The organism is Allochromatium humboldtianum, from assembly GCF_013385175.1.
Taxonomy (GTDB): domain Bacteria; phylum Pseudomonadota; class Gammaproteobacteria; order Chromatiales; family Chromatiaceae; genus Thermochromatium; species Thermochromatium humboldtianum.
Window position 1 is genome coordinate 279,251 of the sequence record NZ_JABZEO010000001.1, and the last position, 23,778, is coordinate 303,028.

Here is a 23,778-nt window from a genome sequence, read left to right on the forward strand (position 1 = left end):
GGTGGATGGCGAGCACTGTTTCCACTGCGGTTTGCCGATCGTCGTCGGTGCGCGCGAGACGGCTGAGATCGCTGGCAGCGAGCGCGCTTTCTGCTGCACCGGCTGCAAGTCGGTCTGTCTGGCCATCCATGCGGCGGGGCTGGAAGGCTTCTACCGCCGCACGCCTGAAGGCGTCCTGCTCGGCCCGCCGCCTGAGCCGCCCAAGGATCTCGCGCTCTTCGATCTGGACGCGGTGCAGGAGGAATTCACCGATGTTGCCGCCGAGGACCGCGAGATCAACCTGCTGGTCGAAGGCATCCACTGCGCGGCCTGTGTCTGGCTGATCGAGCGCGGACTCCAGTCGCTCCCCGGCGTCGAGGAGGCACGGGTCAATCTCACCGGACGCCGGTTGCGGGTGCGCTGGGACAACGGTCGACTCCAGCTCTCGCGCATCCTGCGCCGATTGGCCGATCTGGGCTATGCCGCCACGCCCTTCGATCCGGACGCCTCCGAGGGCGCCATTGCACGCGAGAATCGCGCCCTGCTGTTCCGGCTCGCCTGGGCCGGATTCGCCATGATGAACCTGCTGTGGATCTCGATCGCGCTCTACAGCGGGGCGGACGAGGGCGAGTTCCGCGATCTCTTCCACTGGCTCGGCTTCCTGCTCGCCACACCGACCATCCTCTATTCGGGCGCGCCCTTCTATCGGGGCGCCTGGTCGGGTCTGCGCTCGGGTCATCTGAGCATGGACCTGCCGATCGCCATCGGAGTCACTGTCACCTATGGTTATTCGCTCTATGTGACGCTCGGCGGCTCCGAGATCGGCGCGGTCTACTGGGACACGGTGGTCAACTTTCTGTTCGTGATCCTGGTCGGACGCTATCTGGAGGCCATCTCGCGCCGACGCGCGGTGGCGGCGACCCAACGGCTGTTCGATCTTCAACCGAAAGTGGCCACCCGGCTCCAGGACGACGGCGGCGAGGCGGTGGTGCCGATCCGCTCGCTCGTCGTCGGTGAACGGGTGCTGGTGCGTCCCGGCGAGCGCATCCCGGTCGATGGTGAGATCCTGGACGGACGCAGCGGTGTGGACGAGTCGATGCTGACCGGCGAGTCGCGCCCGGTCCCCAAAACGGCGGGCGATCGGGTCTCGGCTGGCACCATCAATGGGGCAGGTGTGCTCCGGGTCCGGGTCACGGGGCTGCTCGCCGAGACCACGCTCGGGCGCATCATCCGGCTGGTCGAGGAGGCGCAGGCCAGCCGCGCACCGATCCAGCATCTGGCCGACCGCGTCGTGCCCTGGTTCGTCGCCGCGACGCTGGGACTGGCGGCCCTGGCCTTCGTGCTCTGGGTCCAGGTCGATCTGGAACGCGCGCTCACCGCCGCGACCGCTGTGCTCATCATCACCTGTCCCTGCGCCTTCGGCTTGGCCACGCCGATGGCGGTCGCGGTGGCTTCCGGCGTGGGCGCGGCGCGCGGCATCCTGATCAAGAACGGGGCGGTGCTGGAGCGGCTGTCGAGCATCCGCCATCTGGTCTTCGACAAGACCGGCACCCTGACCGAGGGGCGCCCGGCCGTGGTGGCGATCGCCGGGGCTGGAGCCGATTGGCGCCCGCTCGCTCCCGAATCGCCGGTGCTGACCAACGAACAGCGCGCCGATCTGCGTCTGATCGGCGCGCTGGAGCGGCTGTCGGAGCATCCGGCGGCGACGGCGGTGCTGGATCTGTGCGAACGAGCCGGGATCGATACGGATGGCCTGACGGTGGAAGCGGTCGAGGTCGAGCCGGGCCTGGGCATCGCCGGGCGGGTCGCGGGCCGCGCCTTGGCCATCGGACGCGCGGAATGGCTCGCGTGTCAGGGTATCGCGCTGCCATCCGATCCCGAGTCGAGCACTGAACCGGACAGCCGGATTCTCTGCGCCATCGACGGCCGCCTGACCCTGCGGTTGGGGTTGGCGGATCAGCTGCGTCCAGGCGCTGAATCAGTCGTTGCGCGTCTGCGCGAACAAGGGCTTCGTGTCACGCTGCTGACGGGTGACCGGCGCATCGCTGCTGAGCGCATCGCCGGCCGGCTCGGCATGGTCGAGCTGATCGCCGAGGTATTGCCCGAGGACAAAGATCGCGTCATCGACGAACTCCAGCGTGCCGGCGAGCCGGTGGCCATGGTCGGCGACGGCGTCAACGACGCTCCGGCCCTGGTGCGCGCCGATGTCGGCATCGCCATGGGCAGCGGCACCGATGTCTCCATCGCCAGCGCCGATATCGTGCTCATGTCGAGCGAGCTGAAACGGGTGCTGGAAGCCGCCGAACTCTCGCGGCGCACACTGCGAACCATTCGACAGAACATCGCACTCTCCATCCTCTACAATCTGGTCATGGTGCCGCTGGCCATGGCCGGCGTCATTACGCCGCTGCTCGCGGCCGTCTCCATGCCGCTGAGCAGTCTGGCCGTGATCGGCAACTCGGCGCGGCTCGGTGCGCTCTTCAAGTCATCCGACGAACGAGATCACTTGTGGGCCCGATAGAGAGCGTTCGGGTTCACTGACGGTTTCAATCCCATCATAGCGGGCATCTCACGATGGAAGTCATCTATGGCCTGATCCCCGGAATGCTGATCCTGGGTCTCGCGGCGGTCGCTGTGCTGTTCTGGGCCGCGCGCAGCGGTCAGTTCGACGATCTGGAGGGCGATGGGCAGCGCCTCCTGCTCGACGAGGACGAGGATAGAGTCGACCCCAAGGGCCTGACCGATGCCGAGCCGGACGCAACGGAGCGCAATTGATGTATCGTGACCGAAGTCGGTGGGCATCAAAAGGGTAAGCTATACCCGTTGGGGCCTGTCAGGGAGCCGTGTCGGGCTAGAAACCATCATACTTTCCAACACGCTGGGGGTTCCCATGTGGAAAAATCTCACCATCCATTCCCGGCTCATGGTCGCAGCCATCCCCGGCATTTTGCTGATTGGCGCCGCGCTGGTCCTGATTGCCTATTTCACAGCGTCTTCCATGGCCCAGACGCTGGTGCATCAGACGCTGCTCACCAAGGCCGATGGCGATCTGCGCGCCGCCAAGCTCTACATCGCGCGTGACTTTGGCCAACTGAGCTTGCAGGGCGGCCAATTGGTCGATGCCCAGGGTCGTTCGATCGAAGGGCGCACGGAGATGCCCGACGCCATCGGTCGCGATCTGGGGTTGGTGTTCAGCCTCTTTGCTCGCGATGGCACGGACTTCGTCCGTGTCGCTACCAGTGTACGCGATGCCAACGGGCGGCTTCAGCTCGGCACCCGGCTCGGCGAGTCGAGCGCGGCCCATGATCCACTGGTGCGGGGCGAGCGCTATGTGGGTGAATCCGACATCCTGGGCGAACCGCACCTGACGGCCTATGAGCCGCTGCACGATGCCGCCGGTCAGGTGATCGGCGTCTTCGGGCTCGGCATCCCCAAGACCCGCGCCACGACCATCGTCGCTAAGGGCATGGCCGAGATGGTGCTCGCCATGGGCGTGGCGCTCCTGGTGGTGATCGCGGTCGGTATTCTGGGCATCCTTGGGATAGCACGCATGATCACCGGTCCCATCCGCCGGGTCACTGCCGGCCTGCGCGAGATCGCCGAAGGCGAGGGCGATCTCAGTCAGCGCCTCCCCGCCGAAGGGAACAACGAGCTGGCCGAGCTGGCGCGAACCTTCAACCTCATCGTCGAGCGTATCCACGAGATGGTCAAGGAGGTCGCCGGGGTCTCGACGCATCTGGCCTCGGCGGCCGAGGAGCTGTCGCTCACCAGTGGCGAGACCAGCGAACAGGTGCACATGCAGCTCTCCGAGACCGATCAGGTCGCCACCGCCATCCATGAGATGACGGCCACGGTCGAGGAGGTCGCGCGCCATGCCGCCGATGCCGCGCACGCCGCCCAGGAGACCGACCGCGAGGCCGAGGCTGGCTCTCGGGTGGTCGAACAGACCATCTTCGCCATCGAGGCGCTCGCTAACGAAGTCGAGGCGGCCGGTCAGGTCATCACCCGTCTGTCGGATGACAGCCGCGAAATCGGCGCCGTGCTCGATGTGATCCGCGGCGTGGCAGCCCAGACCAATCTGCTGGCCCTGAACGCCGCGATCGAGGCCGCCCGCGCCGGTGAACAGGGGCGCGGCTTCGCCGTGGTCGCCGATGAGGTGCGAACCCTGGCCAGCCGTACCCAGGATTCGATTCAGGATATCCAGGACAAGATCGAGCGCGTACAGTCCGGTTCGGCCGGTGCGGTGGCTGTCATGGATCAGGGACGCGTCCGGGCTGGCGAGGGCGTGGCTCAGGCGCGTCAGGCCGGCGAGTCATTGCGCGCCATCGCCGCCGCCATCGCGCGCATCAATGACATGAACACCCAGATCGCGAGTGCGGCCGAGGAGCAATCGGCCGTGGCCGAGGAGATCAACCGCAATATCCAGTCGCTGTCCCAGAGCGTGAGTCAGATCTCGGATGGAGCGACGCAGGCGGCTTCCGCCAGCGGCGAACTGGCCAGGCTCGCGGCGAGTCTTCAGGATAGCTCGGGGCGATTCAAGATATGATCTCGACTCCGCTGTCGCGAATGATCGCTCGTAGAGGAGGAAGCCATCCATGCTGACCAATGACGAACGCCGGGGATTCCGACGCTTGGAGACCGAGACCGATGTCACCATCACCCGCCTGATGACGGGTGAATCCATGACCACCAGCCTGATCAACCTGAGTGCCTCGGGATGCGCCTTTCGCTCCGATCGACCGATTGCGCCCGATGAGGAGTTGGAGATCCTGGTCCTCAGTCCGAACCCGAAGATCGAGCCGCTGCGTCGGCGCGCGTGTGTGGCTCGCGTGACCCAGGACGAGGAGGGACGGCTGATCGCGGTCGAATTCGTGCTCGATCAGGATTGAGGACTCGCCCGCGCTCGTACCCATCCCGTCCGCCGTCCAGCCGCCATGCGTTACTTCTATTTCAGCCTGAACATCCAGCGCACCGAGTATCTGCGTTATTACCAGGGCTCGGCCGCGCGCGTGGTCGTGCGCGCCCATGACGGGCGCACACTGTCCATTCCGGCGATCAATCTGCGTCAGTTCGTCACTCATGCCGGTATCCAGGGCCGATTCCGCGCCACGATTGATGAAAACAATCGGCTGATCGCGTTGGAGCGTCAGGCGGATTGAGAGCAGGGTTTGTGATGGTGGTTCAGAATGGACGTCGCGTGCCAACGTCTAACCATCTTGCGTATCATGCCCGTCAGATCGACCGCCATACGAACCACCCGGAGACACCTCGTGTCCGACCAGAAGTTCCGCCTCGTCACTCGCAGCGATTTCGACGGCCTGGTGTGCGCCGTCCTGCTCAAACATCTGGATCTGATCGACGACATCACCTTCGTCCATCCCAAGGACATGCAGGATGGCAAGATCGCGATCACCGACCGTGATATCACCACCAATCTGCCCTATGTCGAGGGTGTCCATCTGGCCTTCGATCATCATCTGTCCGAGACCCTGCGCACGGGTCGGCACGACAATCACGTCATCGATCCGGATGCCCCCTCGGCGGCGCGCGTGGTCTGGCGTTATTACGGCGGTCACGACGCCTTCCCGCTCGCCTGGGACGAGATGATGGAGGCGGTCGACAAGGGCGATTCGGCTCAGTTCGATCAGGAAGACGTGCTGCATCCTACGGGCTGGGTGCTGCTGAATTTTTTGATGGACGCGCGCACCGGACTCGGGCGCTTCCGCGAGTTCCGCATCTCCAACTACAACCTGATGATGGATCTGATCGACTACTGCAAAAATCACGACATCGATCAGATCCTGGCCCTGCCGGATGTTCGCGAGCGTGTCGAGCTCTATTTCGAGCACGAAGAGCAGTGTAAGGAACAGATTCGACGCTGCGCCACAGTCCACGACAATCTGGTGGTGCTGGATCTGCGCGGCGAGGAGACCATCTGGGCCGGCAACCGCTTCATGATCTATGCGCTCTTTCCGCAGTGCAACATCTCGATTCATGTGCTCTGGGGCGTCAAGCAGCAGAACACCGTCTTCGCCACCGGCAAATCCATCTTCGACCGTAGCTCCAAGACCAATGTCGGCGAGCTGATGCTGGAGTACGGCGGCGGCGGACATCAGGCCGCCGGCACCTGCCAGGTCGACAACGACCGTGCCGAGCAGGTCTTGGGCGAGCTGATCGCGCGGATCAATGCCGACGGCTGAGGCTGAAATCGGCACTAGTATTCCTGGAGCTACCAACGTGTCCTGTCGCATCGAAATCCTGCAAATGAACCCCCTGGTCGGCGACGTGGCCGGTAACGCCGAGCGTCTGATCGCGGCGGCCCGGCGCGCGAGCGGGCAGGGCATCGATCTGCTGGTCTGCCCCGAGCTGGCCCTGACCGGCTATCCGCCGGAGGATCTGCTGCTACGTCCCGAGTTCATCGCACGGGTCGAGACGGCGCTGGCGCGTCTCCAGTCGGAGGTCCAGGGAATCACCCTGGTGTTCGGTTACCCGCGCGCCTCGGTCGGCGGGCTGTTCAACGTCGCCGGCGTGATCCGCGACGGCGCTCTGATCGCCGAGTACGCCAAGCAGCATCTACCCAACTACAGCGTCTTCGACGAAAAACGCTACTTCCAGCCCGGCACGGGCGCCACCGTCTTCGAGCACTGCGGACTGCGTTTCGGTCTGAGCGTCTGCGAGGACATCTGGTGGGAGGAGCCGACCCGCGAGGCCGCCGAGGCCGGCGCTCAGGTGCTGCTCAATCTCAACGCCTCGCCCTTCCACGGCGGCAAGATCGCCGAGCGCGAGGCGCTGGTGGCGCGGCGCGCGCGCGCCCATGGACTGACCATCCTCTATGCCAATCTGGTCGGCGGTCAGGACGAACTGGTGTTCGATGGGGCCTCCTTCGTCGTTGATCCCGATGGCCGGATCACGCACCGCGCGAGCGTATTCACCGAAACGACGCTCGCCCTCAAGCTCGATGCCGATGGGGTACCCGTCACGGGGAGCGCCGAACCGCTCCCCGACTGGCCCGGTGAAGAGGAAACGATCTACGAAGCCCTGGTGCTGGGCGTGCGTGACTATGTGCGCAAGAACGGCTTCGAGGGCGCGGTTCTGGGTCTGTCCGGCGGTATCGATTCAGCCCTGGTACTGGCGATCGCCGCTGACGCACTCGGCCCCGAGCGGGTCGAGGCCGTGCTCATGCCCTCGCGCTATACCGCCGACATGAGCAACGAGGATGCGCTCGAACAGGCCCGGCGCATGGGGGTGTCGAGTCGCGTCATCCCGATCGAGCCGGCCTTCCGCGCCTTTCTCGACATGCTCGAACCCGTCTTCGCCGGTCAACCGGTAGATGTCACCGAGGAGAACATCCAGGCACGCTGTCGCGGCATCATCCTCATGGCCATCAGCAACAAGTCCGGACGCATCCTGCTGACCACGGGCAACAAGAGCGAGATGGCCGTCGGCTATGCCACGCTCTATGGCGACATGGCCGGTGGTTTCGCGCCGATCAAGGACGTGCCCAAGATGCTGGTCTACCGGCTGGCGCGCTATCGCAACGGCCGCTCGCCGGTGATCCCGGAGCGGGTGATCGAGCGCGCGCCCTCGGCCGAGTTGCGCCCAGATCAGACCGATCAGGATAGCCTGCCGCCCTATGACCTGCTCGATGCCATCCTCAAGCGCTATATCGAGGACGACGAGAGCGTGGAGGACATCGTGGCTCAGGACTATCCGGCCGATGTGGTCAAGCGTGTGGCTCGCTTGGTCGATCGTAACGAGTACAAACGCCGTCAGGCCCCGCCCGGCGTGCGCATCTCGCGACGGGCCTTCGGACGCGACCGACGCTATCCGATCACCAGCGGTTTCTAGGGTGGGCAGCGTTGCACGTCCCTGGCGCTGTTCATCCCTTCAAGGTCCACTTATACTGATCCGTGATTGATTCAGCGGATACGGCTTAACGGGAGAGCTGCATGAAAAAGGTCGAAGCGATCATCAAACCCTTCAAGCTGGACGACGTGCGCGAGGCGCTGTCGGCGGCGGGTATCACGGGCATGACGGCGATCGAGGTCAAGGGCTTCGGCCGTCAAAAGGGCCATACAGAACTCTATCGCGGTGCGGAGTATGTGGTCGACTTCCTGCCCAAGGTCAAGATCGAGCTGGTGCTGGCCGACGATCAGGTCGAGGAATGCATCAATGCCATCACCACGGCCGCGCGCACCGGCAAGATCGGTGATGGCAAGATCTTCGTCTCGGATGTGACGCGCGTGGTGCGTATCCGCACCGGCGAGGAGAACGAGGCCGCGATCTGAGCCTCGGTCTTTTGGTCTTCGGCCTCAGTTCTCGTCGAGCTGGAGATAGTCCCAGAGCCGGCGCGCCAGATCCACCTTTTCGGGTCGGACCTCGTCGGCGATGAAGCGCCCTTCCTGGCGGTTGAGGTCGAGCACCCGCTTGGCGTCGGCCGCCAGATCGTCCTTGCCGAGTGCGCGATAGGCGTCGATCAGCACTTCGAGCGCATCGTCCACGGCGCTGGTGCGCTGATAGTGCTGGATGACGTGGTTGGCGCGATTGGCCGCTGCCATATAGGCGCCGCGCTTCATGTAGTAGCGCGCGACATGGACCTCGTTCATGGCCAGATTGCTGCGCAGATAGACCATGCGCTGGCGCGCGTCCTCGGCGTACTTGCTGTTCGGGAAGCGCTCGACCAGGATCGCGAAGTCCTTGAAGGCATCGAGCGCCGAGCCCGGATCGCGCTGTGAGGCGTCGGTCGGGATGAAGCGGTCGAGGAAGCCGATACTGCGGTTGTAGTTGACGATGCCCTTCAGATAGTAGGCATAGTCGACATAGGGATTCTGGGGATAGAGCTTGATGAAGCGGTCGGCCGCCGCAAGCGCATCCTCCGGTTCCTCGGCCCGATAATGGGCATAGGCGACATCGAGTTGCGCCTGCATGGCATAGCGCCCGAAGGGATAGCGGGCCTCGAGCTTCTGATAGAGTTCGATGGCGCGCTCGTAGGAACCCGAGTCGAGTTCGGAGGCCGCCTCGGAATAGAGCTTGGAGGCGCTCCAACCCTCGGTCTCATCGATCTCCTTGCCGAAGATCCCGCATCCGGTGAGCGTCACGGCGAGCAGGAGCGCGGTCAATCGTGTTAACGTTCGTGACATGTCGCATGAGTATCTGTTTCGAAACGCTCCCAGTATACCCGAAGCCCGGTCTTGGCGAAGGTCTCACCTTGGATCTTCGCCGCGCGCACTCGACCGGCCGGACGCTGCCTGAATGAAGCCCTTTTCCACCGAAACCATCCGGCGTTCGCTCCGGGTCGAATCCGATCTCGCCGGCGGCCGGCTCGACCGTGTGCTGGCGCAGTTGCTGCCGGAGTTCTCGCGCGGTCGGCTCCAGCAATGGATCGAGGCCGGTCAGGTGCTGGTCGACGATCGGCCGTGCCGGGTGCGCGACAAGGTCTGGGGCGGCGAGTCGATCCGGATCGAGGCCGAGTTGGCCGTGGTCGACGAGCATCGGCCGCAGGCGATTGCGCTCGATCTGGTCTATGAAGACGAGCATCTGCTGGTCATCGACAAGCCCGCCGGTCTGGTCGTGCATCCGGCCGCCGGCAATCCCGACGGCACGCTCCTGAATGCACTGCTGCACCATGCGCCCGAGCTGGCGACCCTGCCGCGCGCTGGGATCGTGCATCGGCTCGACAAGGACACCACGGGCCTGATGGTGGTCGCGCGCACGCTCCAGGCGCACTGCGCGCTGGTCGAACAGCTCCAGCGGCGGATTGTGCATCGCGAATATCGGGCGCTGGTGCTGGGCACGCTGGTCGCGGGCGGGCGGGTCGAGGCGCCCATCGGTCGTCATCCGACCCAGCGCGTCAAGATGGCGGTGGTCGGCAACGGGCGCGAGGCCATCACCCATTATCGCGTCCTGGAATCCTATCCAGGGCATACGCTGCTGGCCGTCGAGCTGGAGACCGGACGCACCCATCAGATTCGCGTGCACATGACGCACATCCATCATCCGCTGGTCGGCGACACGACCTATGGCGCCCGACCGCGTCCGCCGCGCGGCTGTCATCCCGAGCTGGCTGCCGCGCTCCAGAGCTTTCCGCGTCAGGCGCTGCACGCCATCCGTCTGGGACTCATCCATCCGGCGACCGGAGCCGAGATGCAGTGGGAAGTGCCGATGGCCCCAGACCTCGACGCACTGTTGGAGTTGTTTCGCCGGGAGGTGGCCGATGGAGCTGATCGAGCCTGACTGGCCGGCACCGGCGTCCGTTCGTGCCTGTACGACCACCCGTCTGGGCGGAGTCAGCCAGGGGCCGTTCGCCAGTCTCAACCTCGGCGATCATGTCGGCGACGATCCCGAGCATGTCGCCCGCAATCGCGAAATCCTGTGTTCACATCTGGGTCTGCCCGCCGAACCACTGTGGTTGCGTCAGGTGCATGGTCGAGATGTGGCGCGGGCCGAATGTCCGGTCACGCCCATCCCTGAAGCCGATGCCGCGATCGCGACCACGCCCGGAGTTGTGTGCGCGGTCATGACTGCCGACTGTCTGCCGTTATTGCTCTGTGACGACCAGGGGACGCGCGTCTCGGCGGTCCATGCCGGATGGCGCGGACTGGCCGGCGGGGTGCTGGAGAGCGCGGTGGCGGCGATGGCGGTCGCGCCCGAACGGTTGCTGGTCTGGATGGGACCGGCGATCGGACCGGACGCCTTCGAGGTCGGTCCCGAGGTGCGCGCGGCCTTCGTCGCCGAGCATCCCGAGACCGCCGCCGCCTTTCGCCCCAGCCCGAGCACGGCTCAGGGTGAGCGCTGGCTGGCCGATCTGTTCGAACTCGCCCGGTTCAGACTCGCGCGACTCGGTGTCGAGCATGTCTATGGGGGAGGGGACTGCACCCTCTCCCAGCCGGGGCGTTTCTTTTCCTACCGGCGCGACGGCACCACCGGCCGTCTGGCCAGCCTGATCTGGCTCGCGCCGAACGACAGCCATGGGAGCTGAAGACCGTGACGGACACTCTGTCTGACTGGAACCTCTTGACCCTGGTCGGCGCCGACCGGCCGGGGATCGTCTCGCGCGTCACGCGCGCGCTGTATGAATGCGGCTGCAATCTGGGCGAAGCCTCGATGATCCGGCTCGGCGGCAACTTCACCATCATGCTGATGGTCAGCAGCGCGCGCCCGGATGCCGAGATCCTTGACGCTCTGGCGCCCGTGGCTGAGGAGCTCGGTCTGCGTATCCACCTCGATCCGTTGAGCGGCGGACTGCACCAGCATCTGATGCCCAACGTCCAGGTGCGGGTGACGGGCGCCGACCGCGCCGGGATCGTCGCCGATGTGACCGAGATCCTGGCCGAGCAGGGCTTCAACATCCTGGAACTGGACTCGGACGTCGCCGGCGAGCGCGAGCGCCCGGTCTACATCATGAACATCCAGGGCTACAGCGACCGCACCATCGAGGCCCTGGCCGACGCGCTGGTGCCGATGGCCGCGCGCGGCGTGTCGGTGGACGTCTCCCCGGTCGACCTGATGATCGGTTGAGTCATGGCGATCCTCGATATCCTCAAGCTGCCCGATCCGCGTCTCAAGCAGGTCTCGGAACCCGTCGAGACCTTCGATCAGGCGTTGCGCGATTTCATCGCCGATCTGGAAGAGACCCGTCTGGCCGGCCCGGGCGCCGTCGGCATCGCCGCGCCCCAGGTCGCCCACTTCCGGCGCATCGTCATCCTCGACCTTTCAGGGCGACCCAAGACGCCCAATCATGGCCATCTGGTGCTGATCAACCCCGAGATCACGCATTGGGAAGGCTTCGCCATGGGCCGCGAGGGCTGTCTCTCGGTCCCGGACTACACCGGCAACGTGATCCGCGCCACCCAGATCCGGCTCAAGGCCCAGGACGCCGACGGCGTCGAACACCAGTACGAGATGGAAGGATTCGAAGCGCGCGCGGTCCAACATGAACTCGATCATCTCGACGGACTGCTGTTCGTCGACCGTGTGGTCAGCCGTCGCACCGATCTCTATCGGCGCAAGGTCTACAAATAGCCCGAACCGGCGATTTCCTCACAGAGTACAACCCCAATGAAACAGCGCCTCTTTCGGTTTCCACTCTTGCTCGTCGCCCTGCTGATCGCGACGACGACCCTGGCGGCGCCGTCTTCGGTTCCGCTGTCGGAGCTCTTCCCGACCCCGACCCAGACCAAGGCCGCCATCGTCATCAACAAGGTGCTGGAGCGCTATCACTACCGCAAGGTCGCGCTCGACCGCGACTTCGCCGCCTCGGTGCTGGAGCGCTACCTCAAGGCGCTCGATCCGAGCCGCACCTTCTTCCTGGCGCGTGACGTGGAGCGGTTCCAGAATGGCGCGCGCCAGCTCGACGAGAGCCTGCGCCGGGGCGAGTTGGACATCGCCTTCGACATCTTCCGCGTCTACCGGATGCGGGTCGACGAGCGGGTCGCCTACGCACTCAAGCTGCTCGACGGGCGCTTCGAGTTCGATACCGCCGAGACCTTCACCTTCGAGTCCGACGAGACGCCCTGGGCGCGTAGCGCGGCTGAACTCGACGAGCGCTGGCGCAAGCGCGTCAAGCACGATTACCTCTCGCTGCGTCTGGCCGACAAGTCCGACGATGAGGTGCGCGACCGGCTGCGCAAGCGCTACGAGGGGCTGGCGCGGCGCATCCATCAGTTCAAGGGTGAGGACGTCTTCCAATCCTTCATGAATGCCTATACCGAGACCATCGAGCCGCATACCAGCTATATGTCGCCGAGCACCTCGGAGAACTTCGACATCAGCATGAAGCTGTCGCTGGAGGGCATCGGCGCGGTGCTGCGCTCGGACAATGAATACACCATCGTCCAGAGCACGGTCCCCGGCGGTCCGGCGCGCGAGTCGGGCCAGATCCACACCGGCGACCAGATCCTCGGCGTGGCTCAGGGACTCGACGGTCCCATGGAGGACGTCGTCGGCTGGCGTCTGGAGGACGTGGTCGACAAGATCCGCGGTCCCAAAGGCTCGGTGGTGCGCCTGCAGATCCAGCCCAAGACCAGCGGTTCGTCCAAGCCCGTGCGCGAGGTCGCCCTGGTGCGCAACGAGATCAAGCTCGAGGATCAGGCCGCCAAGAGCTATGTGGTCGATGATCTCGCCAACGCCCCCGGACTCAAGGTCGGCGTGATCGAGATCCCGGCCTTCTATCGCGACTTCGAGGCCGAGGGGAACGGCACGGCCGATTTCCGCAGCACCACGCGCGACGTGCGCCGGCTCATCAATGATCTGGTGATGCGCGGTATCGACGGTCTGCTCATCGACCTGAGGTCCAACGGCGGTGGTTCGCTGGCTGAGGCCACCTCGCTGACCGGACTGTTCATCGACGTCGGCCCCGTGGTCCAGGTCAAGGACGCCTTCGGCAAGGTCGAACTGGAAGCCGACCGCGATCCGGGCGTGGCCTACAACGGTCCGCTCGCCGTCCTGGTCGACCGCGAGAGCGCCTCGGCCTCCGAGATCTTCGCCGCCGCCATCCAGGACTACGGGCGCGGACTGGTCATCGGCGAGCCGACCTTCGGCAAGGGCACGGTGCAGACGCTCATCGATCTCAACCGCTATGTGCCGGGTGAAAAGAGTGATCTGGGGCGTCTGCGTCTGACCATGGCCGAGTTCTTCCGCATCAGCGGCGGCAGTACCCAGTTGCGCGGCGTGGAGCCGGACATCCGTTTCCCGAGCGCCGAGTACATGAGCGAACATGGCGAGCGTTCGCTCGACAACGCCCTGCCCTGGACCCAGATCGATCCGGCCGGCTTCAAGAAGGTCGGCGAGCTGCGTTTCGACGCCCTGGCGCGCCGCTCTGCCGAGCGTGTGAGTAAGGACGAAGGCTTCAAGATGCTCACCGAGCGCAGTCGTCTGGTACGCGAGGTCGAGGAGCAGAAGCGGGTTTCGCTGCGTGAATCCGAACGGCGTGCTGAGGACGAGCGGCGCAATCAGCGCTTCAAGGACGATCAGGAGCGCTTCCTGCGTGCGCGCGGTCTGACCCCGGTCGATGAAGAGGCCGATCAGGTCGACGAGGAGGCGTTGGAGAAGCAACGCGAGGTCATCGCGCGTATCGAGGCCGAGGAGGCTGCGCGCATCCTGGCCGACGGCATCCTGATGCAGCGGACCGACAACGGGCCGCGCGCGGTGATGAGGAATTGAGCTTGAGCGAGACCGCGATGGATCTGGAGCCGGTGCTCGACCGGCTCCATCGGGCCGGCGCGAGCGCGGCACTGCGCGAGAACCGGATCGGCTTGGAAAAAGAGAGTCTGCGCGTCGCGCCGGACGGACGCCTGGCACAAACACCGCATCCGCCGGCGCTCGGCTCGGCGCTCACTCACCCGCACATCACGACCGACTTCTCCGAGGCCCTGATCGAACTGGTCACGCCGGCGCTGACCGACCCGCGCGCGGTGCTCGACTTTTTGCGCGACATCCATGTCCTCGTCAACCGCCATCTGGACGACGAACGGCTCTGGGCCACCAGTATGCCCTGTGTCATCAAGGGCGGCTCCGCCATCCCGCTCGCCCGCTACGGCGCCTCCAATGCCGCGACCATGAAGACGGTCTATCGGCGCGGACTCGGCAACCGCTATGGGCGGGTGATGCAGGTGATCGCGGGGGTGCATTTCAACTTCTCCTTCGCCGACGCCTTCTGGACGCTGTATCAGGCCGAGCGCGACGACCGGGCCGAGCCGGGGTTCTTCCGCTCCGAGGCCCAAATGAGCATGATCCGCAACCTGCAACGGATCGGTTGGCTGGTTCCCTATCTGTTCGGCGCCTCGCCGGCGGTTTGCGGCAGCTTCGTTCAGGGACAGGAAACCGACCTGGAGCGTTTCGACCCGCACACGCTCTACTATCCCTATGCCACGTCCCTGCGCATGGGCGACATCGGCTATCAGAACAAGCAGGAAGAGGGTACGGGCATGAAGGCCTGCTATGACAGCCTCGATGCCTATGTGCGCAGTCTGACCTGGGCCATCGAGACGCCCTGTCCGCAGTACGAGACCATTGGGATCAAGGTCGGCGATCGCTACGAGCAGCTCAACGCCAACGTGCTCCAGATCGAGAACGAGTACTACAGCACGGTGCGGCCCAAACAGATCACCGAGTGGCTGGAGAAACCGACCCACGCCCTGCGCCGGCGCGGCGTCCGCTATGTCGAGCTGCGCTCGCTCGACGTCAATCTGTTCGAACCGCTCGGCGTCGGTCTGGAGCAACTGGAGTTTCTGGAGATCCTGATGCTCTATTGCCTGCTCCAGGACAGCCCCCGGATCGCGACACGTGAGCGGCGCAACATCGACGAGAATCAGGTACTGGTCGCCCATCGCGGGCGCGAACCTGGGTTGCGTCTGGCGCGCGATCGCGAGGCCGTCGAGTTGCGCGTCTGGGCGCACGAGATCCTCGACGGCATGATCGGGATCGCCGAATTGCTCGATGGCGGTTCGGATGGGCCACATGTGGCGAACCTGAGACGCCAGCGCGAGAAGATCGATCATCCGGACCTGACCCCATCGGCGCGGATGCTCGCCGAGATGCGAGACCGGGGCGAGGGCTTCTTCGCCCTGGCCTGGCGCTGGTCGGAGACACATCGGCAGGCATTCCAGATGGCCGAACTCGCCCCTGAACAGCAGGCACTCTTCGAGCGGCTGGCCGCCGAGTCGATCGCGCGCCAGCAGGCGATCGAGGCATCCGACCAGGTGGATTTCGATACCTTCCTGAACGACTATTTCGCCGCTCGTGTTCCAGCTCAGCCGCCGATGCACTGAACGTCCGCTGACGCCCTTTGCTATCATTCGCGCCCTGTCCATCCGCCGGATTTAGCCCATGCCCGAAGACGTCGTACAGGCTGCCGATACAGCCTCGACACGCACCGTCGCGGCCGTCGATCTCGGTTCCAACAGTTTTCACATGGTCGTCGCCCGCATCGACGACGGTCATGTCCAGATCACCGACCGTCTCAAGGAGATGGTGCGACTCGGTGAGGGACTGACCGAGGATCACAGCATCACGCCAGAGGTCGCCGAGCGCGCACTCGCCTGTCTGGAACGCTTCGGGCAGCGTCTGCGCGGCTTTGCGCCCGAGGACGTGCGCGCCGTCGGCACCAACACGCTGCGCCAGCTCGATCCGGGCGCCGATTTCATTCAGCGCGCCGAGTCCGCGCTCGGACACAGTATCGACGTCATCGCCGGACGCGAGGAGGCGCGTCTGATCTATCTGGGTGTGGCCTATGGGTTGGCTTCCAGTGGGGAGCGGCGGCTGGTGGTCGACATCGGCGGCGGCAGTACCGAGATGATCGTCGGGCGCGCCTTCTCGCCGCGTCTGCGCGAGAGTCTGCACATGGGCTGTGTGAGCATGACGCGCCGTCACTTCGCCGATGGACGGATCACGGCCAAGGCCATGCAGCGCGCCGAGCTGACGGGCGCCCTGGAGGTCCGTCCGGTGCGCGAACTCTTCCGCCGCACCTGCTGGGAGCGGGCGGTCGGGAGTTCCGGGACCATCCGCGCCATCGCCACCGTGGTCCAGGCCGAGGGCTGGTGCGAGGACGGCATCTCGGCCGAATCGCTGATGCGACTGCGCGAAGCCTTGATCGACGCCGGCAAGGTCTCGGCGCTCGATCTCAAGGGCTTGAGCGAGGAGCGCCGTCCGGTGTTCGCCGGTGGTGTGGCCGTGCTGCGCTCGGTGTTCGACTCGCTCGGTATCGCGCACATGCAGGTCTCGGACTATGCCCTGCGCGAGGGCGTGCTCTACGAGATGATGGGCCGCCATCAGCAGGGCGACGTGCGTGATCGGACCGTCGCCACGCTCTGCCGGCAGTTTCATGTCGATCAGGAACATGGCCGGCGTGTCGAGGCAACGGCGCTGAGTCTCTATCGTCAATTGGTCAAGCCCTGGTCGCTCGACGATCTCGACTATCCGCGTATGCTCGCCTGGGCCGCGCGCGTGCATGAGATCGGCGTCATGGTCGCCCACAGCCAATATCAGAAGCATGGCGCCTATCTGCTGCGCAACGCCGATCTGCCCGGCTTCACGCGCCAGGAGCAGACTATGCTCGCGGCGCTGGTGTTCGGACATCGGCGCAAGTTCCCGGTGCAGGAATTCGCCGCGCTGCCCCAGGCCGTCCAGCTCGCGGTGCGGCGGCTGTGCGTCATCCTGCGTCTGGCGGTGCTGCTGCATCGTGGCCGCTCGGTCGACAGCAAGCCGAATCCGATCCTTCAGGTCGAGGGCGAGAACCTGACGCTGAGTTTTCCGGACGACTGGCTCGCCGGCCATCCGCTGACCCAGTTGGAGCTGGAGCAGGAGGCCGAGCGGTTGGCGGCAGCCGGGATGGTGTTGCGTTTTGGCTGACGACAGAGAGCCGACACCCGATTCAGCGTGCGCTCCCCCGGCGCCGACGACTCGGCAACGCTGGCGTCGACGTCTGGGCGGCTGGCTGGTCAACCTCGTCCTGATCGTGGCGATCGTCGTCGGTGTTCAGTGGTGGAAGGGACGGACCCTGGTCACGGGCGAGGCCCCGCCGCTGGTTGGCCGCACGGTGGATGGCACATCGATCGATCTCGCCGACTGGCGCGGGCGACCGGTGCTGGTGCATTTCTGGGCGACCTGGTGTCCGGTGTGCCGGATCACCGACGGCACCATCGACGCCATCGCCAACGATCACGCCGTCGTCACGGTTGCGCTGCAATCGGGGACGGAGGATGAGATCCGCGCCTACATGCGCGAGGCCGGGCAGGATTTCCGGGTCGTCTTGGACCCTGATGGTCGTTTGGCTCGGACCTGGGGCGTGGCGGGTGTGCCGACCAGCTTTGTGATCGATGGCGATGGACGTATTCGCTCGTCGATCGTTGGGGTCAGCACTGGGCTGGGGTTACGGCTGCGTCTCTGGCTGGCGGGGCGGTAATTCCCCCCCTCTCCCGCGAGGGGAGAGGGGCGTTCGGTCGCTTCTCAGCGTTTCTTCGGCGGCATCAGGTCCGTGATGGAGCCATGCGCCATCTCGGCGGCGAGTCCGATGGTCTCGCACAGCGTTGGATGCGGGTGGATGGTCAGGCCGATGTCCTCCATGTCGGCGCCCATCTCCAGCGCCAGCACCGCCTCGCCGATCAGCTCGCCGGCGTTGGGGCCGACGATGCCGGCGCCCAGGATGCGCTTGGTCTCCGGATCGAACAGCAGCTTGGTCAGGCCCTCGTCGCGATGGATGCCGAGCGCGCGTCCGCTCGCCGCCCAGGGGAAGACGCCCTTCTCGTAGGGGATGCCGTCGGCCTTGGCCTGGGTCTCGGTCAGGCCCATCCAGGCGACCTCGGGGTCGGTATAGGCGACCGAGGGAATGGTCAGCGGGTCGAACAGCGACGGCTGTCCGGCGATGACCTCGGCGGCGACCTTGGCCTCGTGCGTGGCCTTGTGCGCCAGCATCGGGCCGCCGACCACGTCGCCGATGGCGAAGATGTGCGGGACGTTGGTGCGCTGATGCTGGTCGACCTTGATAAAGCCGTGCTGGTCGACCGTCACGCCCGCTGCCTCGGCGTCGATGAGCTTGCCGTTTGGCAGACGCCCGACGGCCACCAGCACCTTGTCGTAGAGTTCGGTGCCCGGATGCTTGCCCTCGAACACCACCTTGATGCCTTCGGGTCCGGCGCTCATGCTGGCGACCTTGGTTTCGAGCAAGATGTTCTCGTAGCGCTTCTTGATGATCTTCTCGACCGCCTTGACCAGATCCGGGTCGCAGCCGGGCATGAGCTGATTCTTCAGCTCGACCACGTCGATCCGCGAACCGAGCGCGCTGTAGACGCTCGCCATCTCCAGACCGATGATGCCGCCGCCGACGATCAAGAGCCGATCGGGCACGTCGGCCAGGGCCAGCGCATCGGTCGAGTCCATGACGCGCGAGTCCTCGTGCGGGAAGCCGGGGATCTTCATCGGCGAGGAGCCGCAGGCGATGATGGCCTGATCGAAGCGCACCCGCACACGCCCTTCCTTGGTCTCCACACCGATCCGGTTGGGCGACTCGAAGCGCCCGGCGCCCTGGACGACCTGGACGTTGCGCTGCTTGGCGAGTGCGCTCAGTCCGCCGGTGAGCTTGGCGACGACTCTGTCCTTGCCGGCGCGCATCTTGGCCAGATCGACCTCCGGCGCGCCATAGGTCACGCCCATGACGCCGAGCGTCTTGACCTCTTCCATGATGGCGGCCGTGTGCAGCAGCGCCTTCGACGGGATGCAGCCGACGTTGAGACAAACCCCGCCGAGCGTCGGATAGCGCTCGATCAGGACGACCTTCTTGCCCAGATCGGCGGCGCGGAAGGCGGCCGTGTAACCGCCGGGGCCGGCACCGAGCACCACGACCTCGGTCACGATTTCCTGGACGGCTGTGGTCTCGGCGGCCAGTTCGGCGTCGTCATCGGACGCCCTGTCGTCGCTCTCGTCAACCGACGCGGAGGCGACGTCGAGCGTCAGGATCGGATCGCCCTGCGAGATCAGATCGCCGATCTTAACGTTCACGGCCTTTACGACTCCGGCCCGGGGCGATGGGATCTCCATGCTGGCCTTGTCGCTCTCGACTGTTACCAGTGACGTCTCCGGCTCGATCCGATCACCGGGGGCGACCAGGATCTCGACGATCTGCACGTCCTTGAAATCTCCGATGTCCGGAACCTTGACCTCGATGATGGTGCTCATGGTGGGGCTTCTCTCACGGGCGCCACAGGCGCTGACAATCGTTATGGGATAAGACCCGCCATCCTATCAGATCAGCAAGCGTCGGATGTCACCGAGCAGTTCGCGCAGCAGGCTGGTGAAGCGTGCCCCGTCGGCGCCGTCGACCACGCGATGGTCGTAGGACAGCGACAGCGGCAGCATCCGGCGCGGCACGAACTCGCGCCCGTTCCACACCGGCTTCATCTCGGCACGCGAGACGCCGAGGATGGCGACCTCGGGCGCGTTGACGATGGGCGTGAAGGCCGTCCCGCCGACGCCGCCGAGACTGGAGATCGAGAAGCAGCCGCCCTGCATGTCGCCCGGCAGCAGCTTGCCGTCGCGCGCCTTGGCGCTGAGATCCGCCAGTTCGGTGGCGAGCTGGTGCAGACCCTTCCGGTCGACATCGCGCACCACCGGGACGACCAGACCGTTCTGCGTGTCGACCGCGACGCCGATATGGGTGTAATGCTTGTGGACCAGACTCTCGCCATCCGGGGTCAGTGACGCCTTGAGCACGGGCATCCGCGCCAGTGCCGTCGCCACGGCCTTGAGCAGGAAGGGCAGGAGGGTCAGCTTGACGCCCGCCTTGGCCGAGTCATCCTTCTGGGTCTGGCGGAAGGCTTCCAGATCGGTGATATCGGCTTCGTCGAACTGGGTGACATGCGGAATGCCGATCCAGCAGCGGTGCAGATGCCGACCGCTGAGCTTGCGGATGCGCGGCAGTTCCCGGATCTCGGTCGGGCCGAAGCGGCTGAAATCGACCTCGGGCGCGCTCGGGAGCTGGAAGACGCCCGCCGTGCCCGGCTCGATCGCCGCACTGCCGCCCTGGGCCAGGGTCTGCTTGACATAGCCCTGAACGTCGTCCTTGACGAGGCGACCCTTGGGGCCGGTGCCCTTCACCCGCGCCAGATCCACGCCCAACTCGCGTGCGAAGCGGCGCACGGCAGGACTCGCATGGGCCTTGCGACCACGGGCGATGGCGGTCATGTCCTCGGGACGCGGAAGCACGGGGGCCTGACGCCGCTCGGTCTCACCGGGGGCGCGGCGGAGCGGCTCAGGCTCGACATCCGGCTCGGCTCCTGGGCTGGGGGCTGGGGCCGCCGGTTCCGGAGTCTGAAGCGTGGCGGCCGGCGGGGACGTTTCGTCCGAACCTGAACCCACGGCGGACGACCCGGCCGGCTCGACCCGCATCAGCCGATCGCCCTGACTGACGCGATCGCCGGTCTTGACCAAGACCTCCCGAACCAGCCCGCCGATGGGGGCGGGAACCTCGATGGTCGCCTTGTCGCTTTCGAGGGTCAGAATGGATTGTTCGGCTTCGATCCGGTCGCCGGGAGCGACCAGGATCTCTATGATCTCGACACCAGAAAAATCGCCGATGTCGGGCAAGAGGATTTCTTCGAGGCTTGACACGCGCAATGCTCCTTAAAACCTGTTGACCAGTCGGCTCAGACGTTCACGGGGTTGGGCTTGTCCGGATCGATGCGGTATTTGGCGATGGCGTCCGTCACCATCGATACTGGCACCGTGCCCTCGTCGGCGAGCGCCTTGAGTGCGGCGAGCGCGACCTGATGGCGATCGACCTCGAAGAACTTTCTGAGCTGACGGCGCATGTCGCTGCGCCCGAAGCCATCGGTGCCGAGCGTCACATAGCGGCGCGGCACATAGGGCCGGATCTGATCGGCCTGGAGCCGCATGTAGTCGGTCGCGGCGACGATGGGGCCGCGCGTGTCGCCGAGTTGGGATTCGACCCAGGTGACGCGCGCGGTCTGGTCGGGATGGAGCCGGTTCCAGCGCTCGATCTCGATGCCCTCGCGGCGCAGTTCGTTGAAGCTGGTGACGCTCCAGACGGTCGAACCGATACCGAAATCCTGCTCCAGCAACTCGGCCGCCGCCAGCACTTCGCGCAGGATGGTGCCCGAGCCGAGCAACTGGACCCGAGGCTCGCCGTCGGCGCCGTGCCGGACCGGATGCATCCCCTTGAGGATGCCCTCGGCGCAACCCTCGGGCATCGGCGGCTGGACGTAGTTCTCGTTCATCGCCGTGATGTAGTAGAAGACGTTCTCCTTGTCCTCATACATCCGCCGCAGTCCGTCCTGCACGATGACCGCTAGCTCATAGGCATAGGCCGGGTCGTAGGCCACACAGTTCGGAATGGTCGAGGCCAGAATCAGGCTGTGACCATCCTGATGCTGTAAGCCTTCACCGGCCAGCGTGGTGCGCCCGGCCGTGCCGCCGATCATAAAGCCGCGCGCGCGCATGTCGCCCGCCGCCCAGGCCAGATCGCCGATGCGCTGAAAGCCGAACATCGAGTAATAGATATAGAAGGGGATCATGCTCTGGCCATGATTGGCATAGGCCGTGGCCGCCGCGATCCAGGACGACATGGCCCCGGCCTCGTTGATGCCCTCCTGCAGGATCTGGCCCTTCTTGTCCTCGCGGTAGTACATCACCTGATCGGAATCGACCGGCTCATAGAGCTGGCCCTGCGAGGCATAGATCCCGAGCTGACGGAACATGCCCTCCATGCCGAAGGTGCGCGCCTCGTCCGGGACGATGGGCACCACGTACTGGCCGATCTGCTTGTCGCGCACCAGGAGCGTGAGCAGCCGCACGAAGGCCATGGTGGTCGACATCTCCTTGTCGCCGCTACCCTCCAGCAACGACTTGAAGACATCGAGCGCCGGTACCTGGAGCGCCGGGGCCTCGTCGCGCCGCGCCGGCAGGAAACCGCCGAGCCGTTCGCGCCGTGCGTGCAGATACTGACTCTCGGCGCTGTCCGGCGCCGGCTTGTAGAAGGGCGTGGCGTCGATCTGATCGTCCGAGATCGGGATGTTGAAGCGGTCGCGGAAGGCCCGCAGCGCCGTCTCGCCCATCTTCTTCTGCGAGTGGGTGATGTTCATGCCCTCGCCGGCCACACCCATGCCATAGCCCTTGACTGTCTTGGCCAGGATCACGGTCGGCTGGCCGGTGCAGCTCATGGCGGCGGCATAGGCGTTGAAGACCTTGATCGGGTCATGACCGCCGCGATTGAGCCGCCAGATGTCCTCGTCCGACATGTTGGCGACCATGGCCTTGAGTTCATCGTACTTGCCGAAGAAGTGCTCACGGGTGTAGGCGCCGCCCTTGGCCTTGTACGCCTGATAGTCGCCGTCGAGACATTCCTCCATGCGCTTGAGCATCAGGCCGAGCTTGTCGCGCGCGAACAGCGGATCCCAGTAGCGGCCCCAGACGACCTTGATGACGTTCCAGCCCGCGCCCCGGAACACGGCTTCCAGCTCCTGGATGATCTTGCCGTTGCCGCGCACCGGCCCGTCGAGCCGTTGCAGGTTGCAGTTGACCACGAACACCAGATTGTCGAGCCGCTCACGCGCGGCCAGCGAGATCGCGCCCAGGGATTCCGGCTCGTCCATCTCGCCGTCGCCGAGGAAGGCCCAGACCTTGCGCCCGGCGGTGTTGACCAGTCCGCGATCGCGCAGATAGTGCATGAAGCGCGCCTGGTAGATGGCCATCAGCGGTCCGAGTCCCATCGAGACCGTCGGGAACTGCCAGAAACCGGGCATCAGCCAGGGATGCGGATAGGACGACAGGCCGTTGCCGTCGACCTCCTGGCGGAAGTGATGGAGCTGCTCCTCGCTGATCCGCCCTTCGAGGAAAGCGCGGGCATAGATACCGGGCGCGCTGTGACCCTGGAAGAACACCAGATCCCCGCCATGATCCTTGGTGCGCGCGTGCAGGAAGTGGTTGTAGGCGACATCGATCAGGGTCGCCGAGGAGGCGAAGCTGGAGATGTGCCCGCCCAGCTCGGTCGAGAGCCGATTGGCCTGGACCACCATCGCCATCGCATTCCAGCGCACCAGCGAGCGGATGCGCCGCTCCAGGGCCAGATCGCCCGGAAAGGGCTGCTCGGCCTGGACCGGGATGGTGTTCAGATAGGCGGTGTTGGCGCTGTAGGGCAGATAGGCGCCCGAGCGCCGGGCCTTGTCGATCAGGCGTTCGAGCAGGAAATGGGCGCGCTCGACGCCCTCGTTCTCCAGCACGGCCTCGAGCGAGTCGAGCCATTCCTGAGTCTCTTGCGGATCGATATCGGGCTTATGGGTCATGTCGCTTCCA

20 protein-coding genes are annotated in these 23,778 nt (G+C 65.5%); 16 read left to right on the forward strand and 4 right to left on the reverse strand.

All coding sequences use genetic code 11. From position 1 onward, the window contains the following. Position 1: 1 nt before the first annotated feature. From HW932_RS01300 to HW932_RS01335, 8 genes are all read left to right on the forward strand, one after another. A complete protein-coding gene (locus HW932_RS01300; RefSeq protein ID WP_176974695.1) occupies positions 2-2,500 on the forward strand; it encodes a heavy metal translocating P-type ATPase metal-binding domain-containing protein in 2,499 nt (832 codons plus the stop codon). 53 nt (positions 2,501-2,553) lie between these two features. Then, on the forward strand, positions 2,554-2,754 hold the full coding sequence (gene ccoS, locus HW932_RS01305) for a cbb3-type cytochrome oxidase assembly protein CcoS (RefSeq protein WP_176974696.1): 201 nt from the start codon (positions 2,554-2,556) through the stop codon (positions 2,752-2,754). A 115-nt stretch (positions 2,755-2,869) separates the two neighbouring features. Next, positions 2,870-4,525: a methyl-accepting chemotaxis protein gene (locus tag HW932_RS01310; protein ID WP_176974697.1), complete on the forward strand. Its 1,656-nt coding sequence runs from the start codon at positions 2,870-2,872 to the stop codon at positions 4,523-4,525. A 49-nt stretch (positions 4,526-4,574) separates the two neighbouring features. After that, positions 4,575-4,868: a PilZ domain-containing protein gene (locus HW932_RS01315; RefSeq protein ID WP_176974698.1), complete on the forward strand. Its 294-nt coding sequence runs from the start codon at positions 4,575-4,577 to the stop codon at positions 4,866-4,868. A gap of 45 nt (positions 4,869-4,913) precedes the next feature. Then, positions 4,914-5,138 (forward strand): DUF2835 domain-containing protein, encoded by a 225-nt coding sequence (locus tag HW932_RS01320; RefSeq protein WP_176974699.1) that lies wholly within the window; start codon positions 4,914-4,916, stop codon positions 5,136-5,138. A 111-nt stretch (positions 5,139-5,249) separates the two neighbouring features. Then, a complete protein-coding gene (locus HW932_RS01325) occupies positions 5,250-6,179 on the forward strand; it encodes an exopolyphosphatase (protein ID WP_176974700.1) in 930 nt (309 codons plus the stop codon). Positions 6,180-6,216: 37 nt separating this feature from the next. Then, positions 6,217-7,827, forward strand: coding sequence for an NAD+ synthase (locus HW932_RS01330; protein ID WP_176974701.1), 1,611 nt, complete (start codon positions 6,217-6,219; stop codon positions 7,825-7,827). 101 nt (positions 7,828-7,928) lie between these two features. Continuing rightward, the gene (locus HW932_RS01335) at positions 7,929-8,267 is read left to right on the forward strand and encodes a P-II family nitrogen regulator (RefSeq protein ID WP_012970016.1); all 339 of its coding nucleotides are present in this window, start codon (positions 7,929-7,931) and stop codon (positions 8,265-8,267) included. A 24-nt stretch (positions 8,268-8,291) separates the two neighbouring features. Here HW932_RS01335 and HW932_RS01340 read toward each other — a convergent pair whose 3' ends face one another. Further along, a complete protein-coding gene (locus HW932_RS01340) occupies positions 8,292-9,119 on the reverse strand; it encodes an outer membrane protein assembly factor BamD (protein ID WP_176974702.1) in 828 nt (275 codons plus the stop codon). A 112-nt stretch (positions 9,120-9,231) separates the two neighbouring features. Here HW932_RS01340 and rluD point away from each other — a divergent pair, with 112 nt between their 5' ends. From rluD to HW932_RS01380, 8 genes are read left to right on the forward strand one after another with little or no spacing between them, the layout of a single operon-like run. Continuing rightward, positions 9,232-10,212 (forward strand): 23S rRNA pseudouridine(1911/1915/1917) synthase RluD, encoded by a 981-nt coding sequence (gene rluD / locus HW932_RS01345; protein ID WP_176974703.1) that lies wholly within the window; start codon positions 9,232-9,234, stop codon positions 10,210-10,212. Then, positions 10,193-10,957: a peptidoglycan editing factor PgeF gene (gene pgeF / locus HW932_RS01350; protein WP_176974704.1), complete on the forward strand. Its 765-nt coding sequence runs from the start codon at positions 10,193-10,195 to the stop codon at positions 10,955-10,957. The genes rluD and pgeF overlap by 20 nt, the downstream gene beginning before the upstream one ends. 5 nt (positions 10,958-10,962) lie before the next feature. Beyond that, positions 10,963-11,496, forward strand: coding sequence for a glycine cleavage system transcriptional repressor (locus tag HW932_RS01355; protein WP_343046939.1), 534 nt, complete (start codon positions 10,963-10,965; stop codon positions 11,494-11,496). A 3-nt stretch (positions 11,497-11,499) separates the two neighbouring features. After that, a complete protein-coding gene (gene def, locus HW932_RS01360; protein WP_176974705.1) occupies positions 11,500-12,000 on the forward strand; it encodes a peptide deformylase in 501 nt (166 codons plus the stop codon). Positions 12,001-12,036: 36 nt separating this feature from the next. Then, on the forward strand, positions 12,037-14,139 hold the full coding sequence (locus tag HW932_RS01365; RefSeq protein ID WP_176974706.1) for a carboxy terminal-processing peptidase: 2,103 nt from the start codon (positions 12,037-12,039) through the stop codon (positions 14,137-14,139). Positions 14,140-14,156: 17 nt separating this feature from the next. After that, a complete protein-coding gene (gene gshA, locus HW932_RS01370) occupies positions 14,157-15,746 on the forward strand; it encodes a glutamate--cysteine ligase (protein ID WP_176974916.1) in 1,590 nt (529 codons plus the stop codon). 58 nt (positions 15,747-15,804) lie between these two features. Next, on the forward strand, positions 15,805-17,325 hold the full coding sequence (gene ppx / locus HW932_RS01375) for an exopolyphosphatase (protein ID WP_176974707.1): 1,521 nt from the start codon (positions 15,805-15,807) through the stop codon (positions 17,323-17,325). Further along, the gene (locus HW932_RS01380) at positions 17,318-17,878 is read left to right on the forward strand and encodes a protein disulfide oxidoreductase (protein WP_176974708.1); all 561 of its coding nucleotides are present in this window, start codon (positions 17,318-17,320) and stop codon (positions 17,876-17,878) included. The genes ppx and HW932_RS01380 overlap by 8 nt, the downstream gene beginning before the upstream one ends. A gap of 44 nt (positions 17,879-17,922) precedes the next feature. Here the strand turns inward: HW932_RS01380 and lpdA are convergent, their stop codons facing one another. From lpdA to aceE, 3 genes are all read right to left on the reverse strand, one after another. Next, positions 17,923-19,647 (reverse strand): dihydrolipoyl dehydrogenase, encoded by a 1,725-nt coding sequence (gene lpdA, locus HW932_RS01385; RefSeq protein WP_176974709.1) that lies wholly within the window; start codon positions 19,645-19,647, stop codon positions 17,923-17,925. A 66-nt stretch (positions 19,648-19,713) separates the two neighbouring features. Then, positions 19,714-21,078: a dihydrolipoyllysine-residue acetyltransferase gene (gene aceF / locus HW932_RS01390; protein ID WP_176974710.1), complete on the reverse strand. Its 1,365-nt coding sequence runs from the start codon at positions 21,076-21,078 to the stop codon at positions 19,714-19,716. A gap of 35 nt (positions 21,079-21,113) precedes the next feature. After that, positions 21,114-23,768: a pyruvate dehydrogenase (acetyl-transferring), homodimeric type gene (gene aceE, locus HW932_RS01395; RefSeq protein WP_176974711.1), complete on the reverse strand. Its 2,655-nt coding sequence runs from the start codon at positions 23,766-23,768 to the stop codon at positions 21,114-21,116. Positions 23,769-23,778 lie beyond the last annotated feature (10 nt).

Coding starts and splice junctions, on each gene's coding strand:
- ccoS (WP_176974696.1), top strand. CDS start 2,554: ATGGAAGTCATCTATGGCCTGATCCCCGGAATGCTGATCCTGGGTCTC.
- HW932_RS01310 (WP_176974697.1), top strand. CDS start 2,870: ATGTGGAAAAATCTCACCATCCATTCCCGGCTCATGGTCGCAGCCATC.
- HW932_RS01315 (WP_176974698.1), top strand. CDS start 4,575: ATGCTGACCAATGACGAACGCCGGGGATTCCGACGCTTGGAGACCGAG.
- HW932_RS01320 (WP_176974699.1), top strand. CDS start 4,914: ATGCGTTACTTCTATTTCAGCCTGAACATCCAGCGCACCGAGTATCTG.
- HW932_RS01335 (WP_012970016.1), top strand. CDS start 7,929: ATGAAAAAGGTCGAAGCGATCATCAAACCCTTCAAGCTGGACGACGTG.
- HW932_RS01340 (WP_176974702.1), bottom strand. CDS start 9,119: ATGTCACGAACGTTAACACGATTGACCGCGCTCCTGCTCGCCGTGACG.
- rluD (WP_176974703.1), top strand. CDS start 9,232: ATGAAGCCCTTTTCCACCGAAACCATCCGGCGTTCGCTCCGGGTCGAA.
- pgeF (WP_176974704.1), top strand. CDS start 10,193: ATGGAGCTGATCGAGCCTGACTGGCCGGCACCGGCGTCCGTTCGTGCC.
- def (WP_176974705.1), top strand. CDS start 11,500: ATGGCGATCCTCGATATCCTCAAGCTGCCCGATCCGCGTCTCAAGCAG.
- HW932_RS01365 (WP_176974706.1), top strand. CDS start 12,037: ATGAAACAGCGCCTCTTTCGGTTTCCACTCTTGCTCGTCGCCCTGCTG.
- gshA (WP_176974916.1), top strand. CDS start 14,157: ATGGATCTGGAGCCGGTGCTCGACCGGCTCCATCGGGCCGGCGCGAGC.
- ppx (WP_176974707.1), top strand. CDS start 15,805: ATGCCCGAAGACGTCGTACAGGCTGCCGATACAGCCTCGACACGCACC.
- lpdA (WP_176974709.1), bottom strand. CDS start 19,647: ATGAGCACCATCATCGAGGTCAAGGTTCCGGACATCGGAGATTTCAAG.
- aceE (WP_176974711.1), bottom strand. CDS start 23,768: ATGACCCATAAGCCCGATATCGATCCGCAAGAGACTCAGGAATGGCTC.